The organism is Streptomyces sp. BK79 (genome assembly GCF_044142145.1).
GTDB lineage: Bacteria > Actinomycetota > Actinomycetes > Streptomycetales > Streptomycetaceae > Streptomyces.
In genome coordinates, this window is record NZ_JBHVOC010000017.1 from 1 (window position 1) to 15,169 (window position 15,169).

Genomic DNA, 15,169 nt, shown 5'->3' on the forward strand with positions numbered 1-15,169 from the left:
GGGGGGGGGGGGGGGGGGGGGGGGCGCCGGGGGGGGGGGGCCCCCCCCCCCCGCCCCGTACACGCGCGGTGTCTACTTGTTCAGACCCGGGTACAGCGGGTGCTTGTCGGCCAGGGTCCTCACCCGGGCCTTGAGGGCTTCGGCGTCGTAGGACGGCTTCAGCGCCTCGGCGATCACGTCCGCGACCTCGGCGAAGTCCTCGGCGGTGAAGCCACGGGTCGCCAGGGCCGGCGTACCGATGCGCAGACCGGAGGTCACCATCGGCGGACGCGGGTCGTTCGGGACGGCGTTGCGGTTGACCGTGATGCCGACCTCGTGGAGACGGTCCTCGGCCTGCTGACCGTCCAGCTCGGAGTCGCGCAGGTCGACCAGGACCAGGTGGACGTCCGTGCCGCCGGTCAGGACCGACACGCCCGCCGCCTTCGCGTCGTCCTTCACCAGGCGCTCGGCCAGGATGCGGGCGCCTTCCAGCGTACGACGCTGGCGCTCCTTGAAGTCCTCGCTCGCGGCGACCTTGAAGGCGACGGCCTTTGCGGCCACCACATGCTCCAGCGGGCCACCCTGCTGACCGGGGAAGACGGCGGAGTTGATCTTCTTGGCCAGCTCGGCCGTGGAGAGGATCACACCGCCGCGCGGGCCGCCCAGCGTCTTGTGGGTGGTGGTGGTGACCACGTGGGCGTGCGGGACAGGGTTCGGGTGCAGGCCCGCGGCGACCAGACCGGCGAAGTGCGCCATGTCGACCATGAGGTAGGCGCCGACCTCGTCCGCGACCTTGCGGAACGCGGCGAAGTCCAGCTGACGGGGGTAGGCCGACCAGCCGGCCACGATCAGCTTCGGCTTGTGCTCCTTGGCGAGGCGCTCCACCTCGGCCATGTCGACCTGGCCGTCGTCGCCGACGTGGTACGGGACGACGTCGTAGAGCTTGCCGGAGAAGTTGATCTTCATGCCGTGGGTCAGGTGCCCGCCGTGGGCGAGGTTCAGACCCATGATCGTGTCGCCGGGCTTGAGCAGCGCGAACATCGCGGCCGCGTTGGCCTGGGCGCCCGAGTGCGGCTGCACGTTGGCGTGCTCGGCGCCGAAGAGCGCCTTGACCCGGTCGATCGCGATCTGCTCGACCACGTCGACGTGCTCGCAGCCGCCGTAGTAGCGGCGGCCCGGGTAGCCCTCGGCGTACTTGTTGGTGAGGACCGAGCCCTGGGCCTCCATGACCGCGACCGGGGCGAAGTTCTCCGAGGCGATCATCTCGAGGGTGGACTGCTGGCGGTCCAGCTCGGCGTCGACGGCGGCGGCGACGTCGGGGTCGAGCTGGTGCAGGGGGGTGTTCAGAATCGACATGCGGTCGTGACTCCTCAGCCGGCGGTGAAGGCGGTGTACTCGTCGGCGGAGAGCAGGTCGGCCGGCTCGTCCGTGACGCGCACCTTGAACAGCCAGCCGCCCTCGAAGGGCGCGGAGTTCACCAGCGACGGGTCGTTGACGACGTCCTCGTTGACCTCGGTGACCTCACCGGAGACGGGGGAGTACAGGTCGGAGACCGACTTGGTGGACTCCAGTTCGCCGCAGGTCTCGCCCGCGGACACCGACGCGCCGACCTCGGGGAGCTGGACGAAGACCACGTCACCGAGCGCGTTGGCCGCGTGCTCCGTGATGCCGACCGTCGAGGCGCCGTCCTCGGCGGCCGACAGCCACTCGTGCTCCTTGCTGTAGCGCAGCTGCTGGGGGTTGCTCATGGCCTGAATTCTCCTGTACGCGAGGAAGTGCTGGTGAAGGGGGGCTGCTGATGAAGGGACCGCTGGAACCGCTGGTGAGCAGCGAGGACGCGGTGCGGGGCGACGAGGGCCCCGCCGTCCGCCCAGTCTCTACTTCTGGCGCTTGTAGAACGGCAGCGCCACGATCTCGTACGGCTCGTGGCTGCCCCGGATGTCCACGCCGACACCCTCGGTGCCCGGCGCCGCGTGCGCGGGGTCGACGTACGCCATGGCGATCGGCCTGCCCAGCGTCGGGGACGGCGCGCCGGAGGTGACCTCGCCGATCACCTCGCCGCCGGTGACGACCTGGTACCCGGCGCGCGGGACCCGGCGGCCCTCGGCGACCAGGCCGACCAGGACGCGCGGCGGGTTCTGCTCGGCGCGGGCGGCGGCCTCGGTGAGCGCGGCGCGCCCGACGAAGTCGCCCTCCTTCTCGAACTTCACCACCCGGCCGAGCCCGGCGTCGAAGGGCGTCAGCGCGGTCGTCAGCTCGTGCCCGTACAGCGGCATGCCCGCCTCCAGGCGGAGCGTGTCCCGGCAGGACAGGCCGCACGGGACCAGCCCGGCGCCCTCGCCCGCCTTGGTCAGCGCCTGCCACAGCTCCACGGCGTGCTCGGGCCGCACGAACAGCTCGAAGCCGTCCTCGCCGGTGTAGCCGGTGCGCGCGATGAGCGCCGGGACGCCCGCGACGGTGCCGGGCAGACCGGCGTAGTACTTCAGGCCGTCCAGGTCGGCGTCGGTGAGCGAGGCGAGGATGGCCGGGGACTCGGGGCCCTGCACGGCGAGCAGCGCGTAGGCGTCCCGGTCGTCGCGCACCTCGGCGTCGAAGCCGGCGGCCCGCTCGGTCAGCGCGTCCAGCACCACCTGGGCGTTGGAGGCGTTGGCGACCACCATGTACTCGGTGTCACCGAGCCGGTAGACGATCAGGTCGTCCAGGATGCCGCCGTCCTCGCGGCAGATCATGGTGTAGCGGGCGCGGCCCGGCTTCACACCGCCGATGTTGCCGACCAGCGCGAAGTCCAGCAGCGCGGCGGCCTGCGGCCCGGTGACCGTGATCTCGCCCATGTGCGAGAGGTCGAAGAGCCCGGCCCGGGTGCGCACCGCGACGTGCTCGTCCCGCTCGGAGCCGTAGCGCAGCGGCATGTCCCAGCCGGCGAAGTCGGTCATCGTCGCGCCGAGCGCGCGATGCGTCGCGTCGAGCGCGGTACGGCGGAGTTCTGTACTGCTCATCGGTCGGTCGTCTCCCAGGACAGGACGTGGCGAGGTCGGTCCTCCCCATCTGTCATCGAAACCTGAGAGGTTCGCCACGACCACCGGAGCACGGCGGTCAGGACTTGCACCTTGGGTGGGGCAGCCGTCGAGCGGCGGCCCGCTTTTCAGATGTGCCTCGCCCGCGCGGTAACGGGGCCTGAGAGATTCAAGGGAGGGACTTGCTCCTTCGGCGCCCCGGCGCGGCCGGGGACTCTCCCGCGCGGATTCAAACGGCCGGTATGCAGTTGGCGCCGCCATCATTGCACGCCCCGCCCGTCCGTGGGCAGACCGCTTTCTGTGACCGGCCTGTGGCAGTAAGCGCACGAAAACGCGAGACCTGGGGATTACCTTCTCTTTACACTCGACGGGGATGGGAACTCGTGAACCGCCCCAGGGGAGGACGATCACGGTGAACAGGACCACGGCGTACGCCGCCACCTCCGGTCTCGCGCTGCCCGAGCAGCCCGCCGCCCCGGCCCCGGAGGCGTGCGCCGAAGTGCCCGCACCCGTCGTCCGCGACCTGCGGGACCGCGGCGGCCGCAGCCCGCACGCCCTGCTCTTCGGCCCCCGGGACCTGGTGGTGATCACCGGCCTGCCCGGCAGCGGCAAGTCCACGCTGATGCGGCGGACCGTGCGCGGCCCGCGCATCGACTCCCAGGACACCCGCGACCGCTGGGACCGCCGCATGCCGCGCTTCCTGCCGTACGCGCTCTACCGCCCCCTGGTCCGCTTCGCCCACTACGCCGGGCTGCGCAAGGCGCTGCGCTCCGGCGAGGGCGTCGTCGTGCACGACTGCGGCACCCAGGCCTGGGTGCGCGCCTGGCTGGCCCGCGAGGCCCGCCGCCGGGAGGGCACCCTGCACCTGCTGCTGCTGGACGTCGACGCCGGAGAGGCGCTGGCCGGGCAGCGCGAGCGCGGCCGGGGCGTGTCGCGGTACGCGTTCGCGCGGCACCGCGCGGCCAACGCCCGCCTGCTGCGCGCGGTGACCGGGGGCACCCTGCCCGCCGGCTGCGTCTCGGCGATCCTCCTGGACCGGCCCGCGGCGGACACCCTGCGCCGGATCGCCTTCACGGGGTGACGCAGCGTAGGACCGCGGGGCCGAACGGGTTAGCCTTTTCAGCCACAGCAGCGGTACCAGGCAGGCGGTAGGCAGATGGACTTCCCAGGGGGCCTCCCGGCGGACTTCTCCGCCGGCATCCCGGCGCAGGCGCACCCCCACCCGCACGGCGGGTGGCCCGGCAACGAGCTGGAGGAGGTGCTGTCCGCCTCCCTCGGCGTGCCGGGCGCCGGCGGCCGGATCGTGGAGGTGCTCGGCCGCAGCTTCCTGTGGATACCCCTGCCGAACGGCGGCGGTCCCCACAGCGGCCCCCTCGACCTGCCCTCCCTGGAGATCGACGGCCAGGCCTACGTGCCGGTCTTCAGTTCCGAGGAGCAGCTCCGCCAGGTCGCCGGCGCGGAGATGGCGTACACCATCGCGCCCGCCGTGGAGTTCGCCCGCGGCCTGCCCCCGCAGGTCGGCATCGCCGTGAACCCCGAGGGTGTGGTCGGCATCCCGCTGCCGCCGCCCGCCGTGGCCGAGCTGTGCCGGGCCGGCCGCACCCCGCTGGACGGGCCCGCGTCCGGCGGCCGGGTCCGCCTGTTCGAGCCGGACTGGCAGGACGACCCGGTGGACTTCCTGGCCGCCGCGTCCGCCGAGTTCGCCGCGACCGGCGTCGTCCGCACCGCCCGCCGCTGCCTCGCCGCCGTCGAGACCGCCGACCCGGTCATGTTCGTCGGCGTCGAACTCACCCACTGGGAGGGCGACGCCCGGGCCCTCCCCCTGGACGCCCTGGGCCGGGCCCTGGCCAAGGCCCCGCTGAAGACCCCGGTCAACCTGGTCCTGCTGGAGGCGGCCCAGGACCCGGTGTGCGACTGGATGCGCGCGAACGTCCGCCCGTTCTACGACCGGGACCTGTAGACGCCGACGAGGACGTGGCGCACCCGCCGACGCGGGGCACCGAACCCCCGAGCGCGTAGGCACCCCCCGCCCGGCGGAGCCTTAAGCTGTTTTCACAACCGGGGAACTTCTCGAAGGGGCGATACACGTGAGCGCCAGCGGCACGACGACCGGGCAGGTCGAGCACATGCTGCGCCAGGTGACCCCCGGGCGCTACGACGCCTACGAGGCCCTGCTGCGTGCGCTCGCCGGCCCCACTTCCGGCCAGGTCTGGATGCTGCTCTGGCACGGCCAGGCCGGCTCCCCGGACGCCCAGTACGGGAACATGGAGGTCGACGGCTTCGGCTACGCGCCCTGCGTCACCTCCGCCCAGGAGCTGTCGGCCAGCGGCTGGAACCGGTCGTACGAGGTGGTCGACGGCCTGGAGGTGGCCCGCGCCCTCTACCCGGACCACTATGGCCTCTGGCTCAACCCGCACGCCCCCGGCGGCGGGGTCGGTATCCCGTGGCCCGACCTGCGCCGCATCGCCTCCGGCCTGGACCGCCAGCCCGCCGGGCCGCTGCGCCTGTCCGAACCGGCCATCGAGATCCCCCAGTTCTACGCCCTGCTCGCGCAGAACGCGCACCGTACCCCGGCCGTCCGCGCGCTGCGCCGCGCCTGGGTGCAGCCGGCGCTGGGCGCGCCGTATCTCGCCATCGGCCTCGACGTGTACGACACCTCTCCGCCGGCCGTCGACGCGGTGCGGGCGATGATGCAGCAGTCCGTCGGCGCGGTCCCGGACGGGCTGCCGGTGTCGACGGTCGCGATGACCGACGCGCACGACCCGGTCGCCATGTGGCTGCGTGCCCACGCCCGCCCCTTCTACGACCGCGAGGCGCACGGGTCCGCCCCCGCGCAGGCCCCCGCCGGCGGGTACGGCTACCCCCCGGCCCCGGGCCGGTACTGATCGTCGCGGGGCCCGCTCCGGCGATGGTGGGAGCCGATCTTCGCGCGTAGATGTGGGCGTAAGGCCCCGTATTGCACCTGATGCCCCAACTCGTCCGCGTCCGGCCCCCGTTACCCACTGTCCGGATAACGGAACACCTCGAACAGCATCACGGTTACGCATCCATTCCCCGTCAAGTCTGGCTATAGATCGCCAAAGCGTTGAAGACTCCCGCAGCAAGGGGTGGGAGTCCGCCCCTGTGTACGACGGACTGATCACGCCGCTACAGCGGCAAGTGCGGGCCGGCTACCGCCGGTTGAGAGGGGTCCCTGCCAGATGACGGCACCATTGCACGAGCCGACCGCGGAAGCGGCCCCGAGTGCCGCCGAGGAAGCGGCGGTTGCCGGCGCCGAGGCCAAGGCGGTACAGGGGCGTTCCCTGGGCCGGATCGCCTGGGAGCGCCTGAAACGGGACAAGCTGGCCCTCACGGGCGGCGTTGTGGTGCTCTTCCTCGTCGTGGTCGCGCTGCTCGCGCCCGTGATCACCAACCTCGTCGGGCAGGACCCGGACGTCTACCACGAGGACCTGATCGACCCGCTCTTCGGTACGCCCACCGGTTCTCTGGGCGGCATCAGCGGCGAGCACTGGCTCGGCGTGGAGCCCGTCAACGGCCGCGACATCTTCGCCCGCATCGTCCACGGGGCCCGGATCTCGCTGCTCGTCGGCTTCCTGTCCGCGATCGTCGCCGTGATCCTCGGCACCGTCCTGGGCATCCTGGCCGGCTTCTTCGGCGGCTGGGTCGACGCCCTCATCAGCCGCGTCATGGACGGCCTGCTCGCCTTCCCGCAGCTGCTCTTCATCATCGCGCTGGTCTCCGTCATGCCGAACGAGATGCTCGGTCTCAGCGGCACGGGCGTGCGCCTGTTCGTGATGATCCTGGTCATCGGTTTCTTCGGCTGGCCCTACATCGGACGCGTGGTGCGCGGCCAGACGCTCTCGATGCGTGAACGCGAGTACGTCGAGGCGGCCCGGTCCCTGGGTGCCGGACGGCTCTACATCCTCTTCAAGGAACTGCTGCCCAACCTGGTGGCGCCGATCATCGTCTACACGACGATGATGATCCCCACCAACATCCTCACCGAGGCGGCACTCAGCTTCCTGGGCGTGGGCGTCAAGCCGCCCACGTCGTCCTGGGGGCAGATGCTCTCGAGCGCGATCGACTACTACCAGTCGGACCCCATGTACATGGTGGTCCCGGGTGTGGCGATCTTCATCACCGTTCTTGCCTTCAACCTCTTCGGTGACGGCGTACGCGACGCGCTGGACCCGAAGGGCTCCCGCTGACCTGCCGTACCGGCAAGCGACCCGTGGCTCCAGCACGGGGTCTCTCATCTAATCCGGAGGATCCGAGATCGTGACTACCCAACGCACCTCAGGGCGGCGCAAGCAGGCCATGGCCGCTGCCGCAGTGGTCGCCGCGCTGCTGACCACGGCGGCGTGCGGCGGCGGCGGTGACAGCGACGGCGGGGGATCGAAGAACGGCGCGGCCGGCTTCGACGCCGCGAACAACAAGGTCGCCCAGGCCGACCTGGCCAAGAAGGGCGGCGAGCTGAAGTTCGCCAGCGCCCAGGACGCCGACTCGTGGGACACCACGCGCGGCTACTACGGCTTCATGTGGAACTTCTCCCGCTACTACTCCCGCCAGCTCGTCACGAACGCCACCGAGCCGGGCAAGGCCGGCGCCGGCGTGACCCCGGACCTCGCGACCGGGCTCGCCAAGGTCTCGGACGACGGCAAGACCTACACGTACACCCTGCGTGACGGCATCACGTGGGAGGACGGCAAGCCGATCACGTCCAAGGACGTGAAGTACGGCATCGAGCGCGTCTGGGCGCAGGACGTGCTCTCCGGCGGTCCGGTGTACCTGAAGGACGTCCTCGACCCCAAGGGCGAGTACCAGGGCCCCTACAAGGACAAGTCCAAGGACAAGCTCGGTCTCAAGGCGATCGAGACGCCCGACGACAAGACCATCATCTTCAAGCTGCCGAAGGCCAACTCGGACTTCGAGGAGATGCTGGCCCTCACCTCGGCGTCCCCGGTCCGCCAGGACAAGGACACCAAGTCCAAGTACGGCCTGCACCCGTTCTCCTCCGGCCCGTACAAGTTCCAGTCGTACAACCCGGGCAAGGACCTCGTCCTGGTCCGCAACACCGAGTGGAAGCAGGAGTCGGACCCGGTCCGCAAGGCGTACCCGGACAAGATCTCGATCAAGTTCTTCACCAACGCCAACGAGCTGGACCAGCGTCTGATCGCCGGCGACTACGACCTGGACCTGGCCCAGACCGGCCTGTCCCCGCAGGGCCGCACCACCGCCCTGAAGCAGCACAAGGGCAACCTGGACAACCCGGTCTCCGGCTACATCCGCTACGCGGTGTTCCCGCAGAGCGTGAAGCCGTTCGACAACATCCACTGCCGCAAGGCCGTGCTCTACGGGGCCGACCACGTCTCGCTCCAGACCGCGCGCGGCGGCCCGGTCGCCGGTGGCGACATCGGCACCAACATGCTGCCGCCGGCCGTCCCGGGCTCCGAGGGCCAGAGCTACGACCCGTACGAGATGGCCGGGGCGAACAAGAAGGGCAACATCGCCAAGGCCAAGGAAGAGCTGAAGGCCTGCGGCAAGCCCAACGGCTTCAAGACCACCATCGCGGTCCGCAACAACAAGCCGGTCGAGGTGGCCACCGCCGAGTCCCTCCAGGCGTCGCTGAAGAAGGTCGGCATCACCGTCGACATCGACCAGTACGACGGCTCCCAGACCGCCGGCATCATCGGTAGCCCCGCCAACGTGAAGAAGAAGGGCTACGGCATCATCATCATGGGCTGGGGCCCGGACTTCCCGTCCGTCCAGGGCTACGGTCTGCCCCTGTGGGACAGCAGCTACATCCTCGAGAGCGGCAACAACAACTACGCCCTCATCAAGGACAAGGCGATCGACGGCCTGTTCGACAAGTACGTCACCACGCTCGACGACGCCGGCAAGGCCGACATCGCCAAGCAGATCAACCACAAGGTCATGGAGGGCGGCTACTACCTGCCCTTCGTCTTCGAGAAGTTCATCAACTGGCGCTCCAGCCGACTGGCGAACGTGTACACCACCGACGGTTACAGCGGTATGTACGACTTCGTCAACCTCGGCCTGAAGTCCTCCGCGAAGTAACCGGTACACCCGCCGTACGGCACGAAAGGCAGGTGAAGGCCGGCGCGGCGTGAGCGCGGGCCGCCGGAAGACCTCCGGCGGCCCGCGGTCCGCGGCGGGCCGTAAGCTGTGCTCGCTTACCTCATCAGGCGGCTGTTCGCCGCCGTAGTGATGCTCGTGGTCATCATCCTGGTGGTCTTCGGCATCTTCTTCCTCGTCCCCAAGTGGGCGGGCGTCGACATCGCCACGAGCTTCGTGGGCAAGCAGGCCGACCCGGCCGCCGTCGAGGCGGTGCGGCAGAAGCTGGGACTGGGCGACCCGATCTTCGTCCAGGCCTGGGAGTTCTTCAAGGGCATCTTCGCGGGCCGCACCTACTCCGGCGGCGGCGACGTCACCCAGTGCTCCGCCCCGTGCTTCGGCTACTCCTTCCGCAGCGAACAGGCCGTCTGGCCGGTGCTGACCGAGCGTTTCCCGGTGACCCTGGCTCTCGCGCTCGGTGCGGCCGTCCTCTGGCTGATCTTCGGTCTCGCGGCGGGTGTGCTCTCCGCCCTCAAGCGGGGCACCCTGTGGGACCGCGGTGCGATGGTCGTCGCGCTCGCGGGCGTCTCCCTCCCCATCTACTTCACCGGTCTGCTCAGCCTCGCGGTGTTCTCGCACAGCCTGGGCTGGATCAACGCGGAGTTCGTCCCGCTGGAGGAGAGCCTCTCCGGCTGGTTCGGCGGCATGATCCTGCCCTGGGTCACCCTGGCCTTCCTCTACGCCGCGATGTACGCCCGCATCACCCGGGCGACCATGATGGAGATCCTCGGCGAGGACTACATCCGCACCGCGCGCGCCAAGGGCCTCAAGGAGCAGGTCGTCATCCGCAAGCACGCCATGCGGTCGACCCTGACCCCGCTGCTCACCATGCTCGGCATGGACCTCGGCGCCCTCATGGGCGGCGCTATCCTGACCGAGACCACGTTCAGCCTCCCCGGCCTCGGCCAGAAGGTGCTGGACGCGATCCAGAACCAGGACCTGCCCTTCATCCTGGGCGTCGTCCTGATCACTTCTCTCGCGGTGCTCATCGCCAACCTCGTGGTGGACGTCCTGTACGCCGTGATCGACCCCCGAGTGAGGCTCACATGACCGAACTGAGCAAGAGCGGAGCTGCCGTGGGCGAGCCCACCGGCACCTCGCCCGCGCCGAAGGCCTTCCTGGAAGTACGCGACCTGAAGGTGCACTTCCCGACCGACGACGGCCTGGTCAAGTCCGTCGACGGGCTCAGCTTCCAGCTGGAGAAGGGCAAGACCCTCGGCATCGTCGGCGAGTCCGGCTCCGGCAAGTCGGTGACCAGCCTCGGCATCATGGGCCTGCACACCGCCGGCCAGTACGGCAAGCGCAAGGCGCGGCTCTCGGGCGAGATCTGGCTGGACGGCACCGAGCTGCTGTCCGCCGACCCGGACCACGTGCGCAAGCTGCGCGGCCGGCAGATGTCGATGATCTTCCAGGACCCGCTGTCCGCGCTGCACCCGTACTACACGATCGGGCAGCAGATCGTGGAGGCGTACCGCATCCACCACCCCGTGGACAAGAAGACCGCCAAGCGCCGGGCCGTGGAGATGCTCGACCGCGTCGGCATCCCGCAGCCGGACAAGCGCGTGGACAGCTTCCCGCACGAGTTCTCCGGCGGTATGCGCCAGCGCGCGATGATCGCCATGTCGCTGGTCAACAACCCCGAGCTGCTCATCGCGGACGAGCCGACGACCGCCCTGGACGTGACCGTCCAGGCGCAGATCCTCGACCTGATCCGCGACCTGCAGAAGGAGTTCGGCTCCGCGGTCATCGTCATCACCCACGACCTGGGCGTCGTCGCCGAACTGGCCGACGACCTCCTGGTGATGTACGGCGGCCGCTGCGTCGAGCGGGGCCCGGCGGAGAAGGTGTTCTACGAGCCCCGGCACCCCTACACCTGGGGCCTGCTCGGCTCGATGCCGCGGCTCGACCGCGACCAGCAGGAACGCCTCATCCCGGTCAAGGGCTCCCCGCCCTCCCTGATCAACCTGCCGTCCGGCTGCGCCTTCAACCCGCGCTGCCCGTACGCCGACGTGCCCAAGGACGACGTCACCCGCACGGTCCGCCCCGAGCTGTCCGAGGTCGGCAGCAAGCACTGGGCCGCCTGCCACATGTCGCAGGAGCAGCGGGAGCGTATCTGGACCGAAGAGATTGCGCCGAAGCTGTGAGCGACGACAAGGCAGTGAGCATCCCCGCGCAGAGCGAGGGCACCGTGGCCACCAAGGCGGACCCCGCACCCGGCGAGGTCCTGCTGAAGGTGACCGGGCTGCAGAAGCACTTCCCGATCAAGAAGGGACTGTTCCAGCGGCAGGTCGGCGCGGTGCATGCCGTCGACGGCATCGACTTCGAGGTCCGCTCCGGCGAGACCCTCGGCGTCGTGGGCGAGTCGGGCTGCGGCAAGTCGACCATGGGCCGGCTGATCACCCGGCTGCTCGAGCCGACCGCCGGCAAGGTCGAGTTCGAGGGCACGGACATCACCCACCTCGGGGTGGGCGGCATGCGTCCGCTGCGCCGCGACGTGCAGATGATCTTCCAGGACCCGTACTCGTCGCTGAACCCGCGCCACACCATCGGCACGATCGTCAGCGCCCCCTTCAAGCTCCAGGGCGTCGAGCCCGAGGGCGGCGTCAAGAAGGAGGTGCAGCGGCTGCTGTCGGTGGTCGGGCTCAACCCCGAGCACTACAACCGCTACCCGCACGAGTTCTCCGGCGGTCAGCGTCAGCGCATCGGCATCGCCCGGGCGCTCGCGCTCAACCCCAAGCTGGTCGTGGCCGACGAGCCGGTCTCCGCGCTCGACGTGTCGATCCAGGCCCAGGTCGTCAACCTGCTCGACGACCTCCAGCAGGAGCTGGGCCTGACGTACGTGATCATCGCGCACGACCTGTCCGTCGTCCGGCACGTCTCGGACCGGATCGCGGTGATGTACCTCGGCAAGATCGTGGAGCTGGCCGACCGCGACCAGCTGTACAAGGCGCCGATGCACCCGTACACCAAGGCCCTGCTGTCGGCGGTGCCGATCCCCGACCCGGCGCGGCGCGGGACCAAGAGCGAGCGCATCCTGCTCAAGGGCGACGTGCCCTCGCCGATCTCCCCGCCGACCGGGTGCCGCTTCCACACCCGGTGCTGGAAGGCGACGGAGATCTGCAAGACCACCGAGCCGCCGATGAAGGAACTGCGGGTCGGCCAGCAGGTGGCCTGCCACCACCCGGAGAACTTCGAGGACCAGGCCCCGCAGGACGTCGTCCTGCTCTCCGCCGCCAAGGAGGCGGCGGAGCTGGTCTCCGAGGACGCCCTCGCGGAGTCGGCGGCGACCTCGGCGGCGGTGGCCGCGGAGGTCGAGGCGACGACCGCGGCCAAGGACACCGAGGGCGAGCCGGGCGCCGAGGGCGCCGCGAAGGCCGAGGGCGCCAAGGACGCCGAAGGCGCCAAGAGCGCTACGGACGCCAAGAGCGCTACGGACGTCAAGAGCGCTACGGACGCCAAGAGCGCTGCGGATGCTGAGAGCGCCAAGGACGCCAAGGGCGCCAAGAGCGGCAAGGATGCCGAGAGCACCGACGGCACCGACGCCGCGGACGAGGAGTCTCCCGCCGGGGAGAAGTGACCTTGTCCCGCCGGTGAGCCCTCGCCTTCGTTTGTAAGGCGGGGGCTCACCGGCAGGTGAGAATGGCAGGGTGTACGAGGAACTCTTCAGCCCCACCGTCCAGCACACCCTCGACCTGGTCGGCATCTTCGTCTTCGCCATCTCCGGCGCGCTGCTGGCCGTACGCAAGAACTTCGACGTGTTCGGCATCGCCGTCCTCGCCGAGGTCACCGCGCTGGGCGGCGGGCTGTTCCGGGACCTGGTCATCGGCGCCGTACCACCCGCGGCCTTCACGGACCTGGGGTACTTCGTCACCCCGCTGTTCGCCACCGCGCTGGTCTTCTTCCTCCACCCGCACGTGGAGCGCCTCCAGACCGGCGTGAACGTCTTCGACGCGGCCGGCCTCGGCCTGTTCTGCGTCGCCGGCACGACCAAGGCGTACGACTACGGGCTCGGCCTGACCGCCTCCGCCTGCCTGGGCCTGGCCACCGCGGTGGGCGGCGGCGTCCTGCGCGACGTGCTCGCCAACGAGGTGCCCTCGCTGCTGCGCTGGGACCGCGACCTCTACGCCGTCCCGGCGATCGTCGGCGCCGCCATGGTCGCCCTGTGCATCCGGTACGAGGCCCTCACCCCGTTCACCAGCGGGCTGGCGGTGGTCACGGCCTTCGTCCTGCGCCTGCTCGCCATGCGGTTCCACTGGCGGGCGCCGCGCGCCTGGAACCGGCGGTCGACGGTGGTGGAGGGGGAGTGAGGTCCAGGCGTCCCTGAAAAGCTACCGCTTAGTAGTTTTGTGTTGTAGCGTGCAGCCATGTCAGAAGCAGCCTCCGCAGCGGCCACGCGGGCCACCATCGGCGACAGCGAGTTCGACCGGGACACCGCCGTCACCCGGCGCGCCCCGGGCGTCTACGACATCGACCTCTCCGCCGGCTGGACGATCATCAGCGCCGTCAACGGCGGTTATCTGCTGGCCGTTCTGGGCCGCGCCCTCGGGGACGCGCTCCCGCACCCCGACCCCTTCACCATCTCGGCGCACTACCTCACCGCCTCCCACCCGGGCCCGGCGGTCGTGCGCACCGAGACCGTGCGCACGGGCCGCACCCTCTCCACCGGCCAGGCGTCCCTCTTCCAGTACGACGACGAGGGCAACGAGGTGGAGCGCATCCGCGTCCTCGCCTCCTACGGCGACCTCGACGCGCTGCCCGACGACGTCCGCACGTCGGCGAAGCCGCCCGCGATCCCGCCGCCGGACCAGTGCTTCGGCCCTGAGGACGGACCCGCCCCCGTCGAGGGCAGCTCGGCCATCACCGACCGGCTGATGCTCAGGCTGGACCCCGCCACCCTCGGCTGGGCGCTCGGGCAGCCCTCGGGCCGGGGCGAGATGCGGGCCTGGTTCGGGCTCGCCGACGGCCGCGACGCCGACCCCCTGTCCCTGCTCCTCGCGGTGGACGCGCTGCCCCCGACCGCCTTCGAACTCGGCCTGAAGGGCTGGGTGCCGACGGTCGAACTGACCGTGCACGTGCGCTGCCGGCCGGCCCCGGGCCCGCTGCGGGTCTCCATCACCACGCGCAACCTCGCCGGCGGCTTCCTGGAGGAGGACGCCGAGGTGTGGGACAGCGCCGACCGGCTGGTGGCCCAGTCCCGCCAGCTGGCCCGGGTCCGGCTCGGCTGAGCCGCGTACCCCGCGTCCCCCGTCCACCGGGGCGCCGAGGCCCTGTCCGCCTCCGGCGTCCCGGTTCTCGTGTCGTGACCGCGTCCGGTGCCTCGTCGGTCCAGTCGTGAGTGTCAGTCCAGCCAGTGCCGGCGGCCGACGCTGATCAGCCGCATCCGGCGGGTCGCGGTGTCGGCGGCGCGCCGGCGCTCCTCCTCCGGCGCCTCCAGGACCTCCAGGAACATCGACGCGGTGATCAGCATCTGGTCGACGTAGAGGCCCGCGAGCATCCGCAGGTCCGCGTCGCTCCAGCCCGCCGACACGGGGTCCTTGGTCAGCTCGGCCGTCACCTCCTCGGCGAAGGCGGCCAGTTGCTCCCGTATGGCCTCCCGTACCGGCTGCACCCCGCCGTGCCGCTCGCGCGCGACGAACCGGACGTGCGCCGGGTGCGCGCTCACGTGACGCTCGGTCAGCTCCACGGCACGGGCGATCCGTTCGTCGCTGTCCTCGTCCGGTGACACCGTGGGCCGGATCATCGGACGCAGGCTGCCCAGCGCCTCCTCGACCAGCGCCACGCCCAGGTCGGCGGTCGAGTGGAAGTGCCGGTAGAAGGCGGTCGGCGCGACCCCCGCGGCGCGGGTGACCTCGCGCAGCCCCAGGCTGCTCAGGCTCTGCTCCTCCAGCAGTCCGAGGGCCGCGTCCAGGAGCGCCTGCCGGGTCTTGAGCTTCTGGGCCTGCCGGACGCCGGGGGTGTGACTCATGCCATGCAGTTAACAACTGTTCTCTCGAATTGAAAAGTCGTAAGGCGCGCTAGACTGGGAAGTCAGTGAACAAGTG

Annotated in this window: 14 protein-coding genes and 1 riboswitch; of the genes, 10 read left to right on the top strand and 4 right to left on the bottom strand. The window is 70.6% G+C overall.

Annotated elements, in window-relative coordinates:
* Nucleotides 1-72: 72 nt before the first annotated feature.
* From glyA to gcvT, 3 genes are all read right to left on the bottom strand, one after another.
* Nucleotides 73-1,335: a serine hydroxymethyltransferase gene (gene glyA, locus ACFIF2_RS21680; RefSeq protein ID WP_395574859.1), complete on the bottom strand. Its 1,263-nt coding sequence runs from the start codon at nucleotides 1,333-1,335 to the stop codon at nucleotides 73-75.
* A 14-nt stretch (nucleotides 1,336-1,349) separates the two neighbouring features.
* Nucleotides 1,350-1,727, bottom strand: a complete 378-nt coding sequence (gene gcvH, locus ACFIF2_RS21685) for a glycine cleavage system protein GcvH (RefSeq protein WP_395574860.1) — start codon at nucleotides 1,725-1,727, stop codon at nucleotides 1,350-1,352.
* A gap of 129 nt (nucleotides 1,728-1,856) precedes the next feature.
* Nucleotides 1,857-2,975 carry a glycine cleavage system aminomethyltransferase GcvT gene (gene gcvT / locus ACFIF2_RS21690; protein WP_395574861.1) on the bottom strand — a complete coding sequence of 373 codons (1,119 nt, stop codon included), beginning with the start codon at nucleotides 2,973-2,975 and terminating at the stop codon, nucleotides 1,857-1,859.
* Between the two features lie 156 nt (nucleotides 2,976-3,131).
* A riboswitch (glycine riboswitch) is annotated at nucleotides 3,132-3,225 on the bottom strand.
* A 180-nt stretch (nucleotides 3,226-3,405) separates the two neighbouring features.
* Here gcvT and ACFIF2_RS21695 point away from each other — a divergent pair.
* The 10 genes from ACFIF2_RS21695 (at nucleotide 3,406) to ACFIF2_RS21740 (ending at nucleotide 14,353) form a co-directional block, all read left to right on the top strand.
* Nucleotides 3,406-4,074, top strand: a complete 669-nt coding sequence (locus ACFIF2_RS21695) for an AAA family ATPase (protein ID WP_395574862.1) — start codon at nucleotides 3,406-3,408, stop codon at nucleotides 4,072-4,074.
* Between the two features lie 75 nt (nucleotides 4,075-4,149).
* On the top strand, nucleotides 4,150-4,953 hold the full coding sequence (locus ACFIF2_RS21700; RefSeq protein ID WP_395574863.1) for an enhanced serine sensitivity protein SseB: 804 nt from the start codon (nucleotides 4,150-4,152) through the stop codon (nucleotides 4,951-4,953).
* A 127-nt stretch (nucleotides 4,954-5,080) separates the two neighbouring features.
* Nucleotides 5,081-5,878, top strand: coding sequence for an enhanced serine sensitivity protein SseB C-terminal domain-containing protein (locus ACFIF2_RS21705; RefSeq protein ID WP_395574864.1), 798 nt, complete (start codon nucleotides 5,081-5,083; stop codon nucleotides 5,876-5,878).
* Nucleotides 5,879-6,193: 315 nt separating this feature from the next.
* Nucleotides 6,194-7,201, top strand: coding sequence for an ABC transporter permease (locus ACFIF2_RS21710; protein WP_395574865.1), 1,008 nt, complete (start codon nucleotides 6,194-6,196; stop codon nucleotides 7,199-7,201).
* A 70-nt stretch (nucleotides 7,202-7,271) separates the two neighbouring features.
* The gene (locus ACFIF2_RS21715) at nucleotides 7,272-9,071 is read left to right on the top strand and encodes an ABC transporter substrate-binding protein (protein ID WP_395574866.1); all 1,800 of its coding nucleotides are present in this window, start codon (nucleotides 7,272-7,274) and stop codon (nucleotides 9,069-9,071) included.
* A 108-nt stretch (nucleotides 9,072-9,179) separates the two neighbouring features.
* Nucleotides 9,180-10,178 (top strand): ABC transporter permease, encoded by a 999-nt coding sequence (locus ACFIF2_RS21720; protein WP_395574867.1) that lies wholly within the window; start codon nucleotides 9,180-9,182, stop codon nucleotides 10,176-10,178.
* Entirely contained in the window at nucleotides 10,175-11,272 is a 1,098-nt protein-coding gene (locus ACFIF2_RS21725) for an ABC transporter ATP-binding protein (protein ID WP_395574868.1), read from the top strand. Before ACFIF2_RS21720 ends, ACFIF2_RS21725 begins: the two co-directional genes overlap by 4 nt.
* A gap of 14 nt (nucleotides 11,273-11,286) precedes the next feature.
* Nucleotides 11,287-12,705 (top strand): ABC transporter ATP-binding protein, encoded by a 1,419-nt coding sequence (locus tag ACFIF2_RS21730; protein ID WP_395575018.1) that lies wholly within the window; start codon nucleotides 11,287-11,289, stop codon nucleotides 12,703-12,705.
* Nucleotides 12,706-12,775: 70 nt separating this feature from the next.
* Nucleotides 12,776-13,435, top strand: coding sequence for a trimeric intracellular cation channel family protein (locus ACFIF2_RS21735; protein ID WP_395574869.1), 660 nt, complete (start codon nucleotides 12,776-12,778; stop codon nucleotides 13,433-13,435).
* A 57-nt stretch (nucleotides 13,436-13,492) separates the two neighbouring features.
* Nucleotides 13,493-14,353, top strand: coding sequence for a thioesterase family protein (locus ACFIF2_RS21740; protein WP_395574870.1), 861 nt, complete (start codon nucleotides 13,493-13,495; stop codon nucleotides 14,351-14,353).
* Between the two features lie 113 nt (nucleotides 14,354-14,466).
* Here ACFIF2_RS21740 and ACFIF2_RS21745 read toward each other — a convergent pair whose 3' ends face one another.
* Nucleotides 14,467-15,093 (bottom strand): TetR family transcriptional regulator, encoded by a 627-nt coding sequence (locus ACFIF2_RS21745; protein WP_395574871.1) that lies wholly within the window; start codon nucleotides 15,091-15,093, stop codon nucleotides 14,467-14,469.
* Nucleotides 15,094-15,169: the final 76 nt, after the last annotated feature.

What these genes read in the sequence shown, in the direction of transcription:
- glyA (WP_395574859.1), bottom strand. Translation starts at nt 1,335, where the DNA reads ATGTCGATTCTGAACACCCCCCTGCACCAGCTCGACCCCGACGTCGCC.
- gcvH (WP_395574860.1), bottom strand. Translation starts at nt 1,727, where the DNA reads ATGAGCAACCCCCAGCAGCTGCGCTACAGCAAGGAGCACGAGTGGCTG.
- gcvT (WP_395574861.1), bottom strand. Translation starts at nt 2,975, where the DNA reads ATGAGCAGTACAGAACTCCGCCGTACCGCGCTCGACGCGACGCATCGC.
- ACFIF2_RS21700 (WP_395574863.1), top strand. Translation starts at nt 4,150, where the DNA reads ATGGACTTCCCAGGGGGCCTCCCGGCGGACTTCTCCGCCGGCATCCCG.
- ACFIF2_RS21710 (WP_395574865.1), top strand. Translation starts at nt 6,194, where the DNA reads ATGACGGCACCATTGCACGAGCCGACCGCGGAAGCGGCCCCGAGTGCC.
- ACFIF2_RS21725 (WP_395574868.1), top strand. Translation starts at nt 10,175, where the DNA reads ATGACCGAACTGAGCAAGAGCGGAGCTGCCGTGGGCGAGCCCACCGGC.
- ACFIF2_RS21740 (WP_395574870.1), top strand. Translation starts at nt 13,493, where the DNA reads ATGTCAGAAGCAGCCTCCGCAGCGGCCACGCGGGCCACCATCGGCGAC.
- ACFIF2_RS21745 (WP_395574871.1), bottom strand. Translation starts at nt 15,093, where the DNA reads ATGAGTCACACCCCCGGCGTCCGGCAGGCCCAGAAGCTCAAGACCCGG.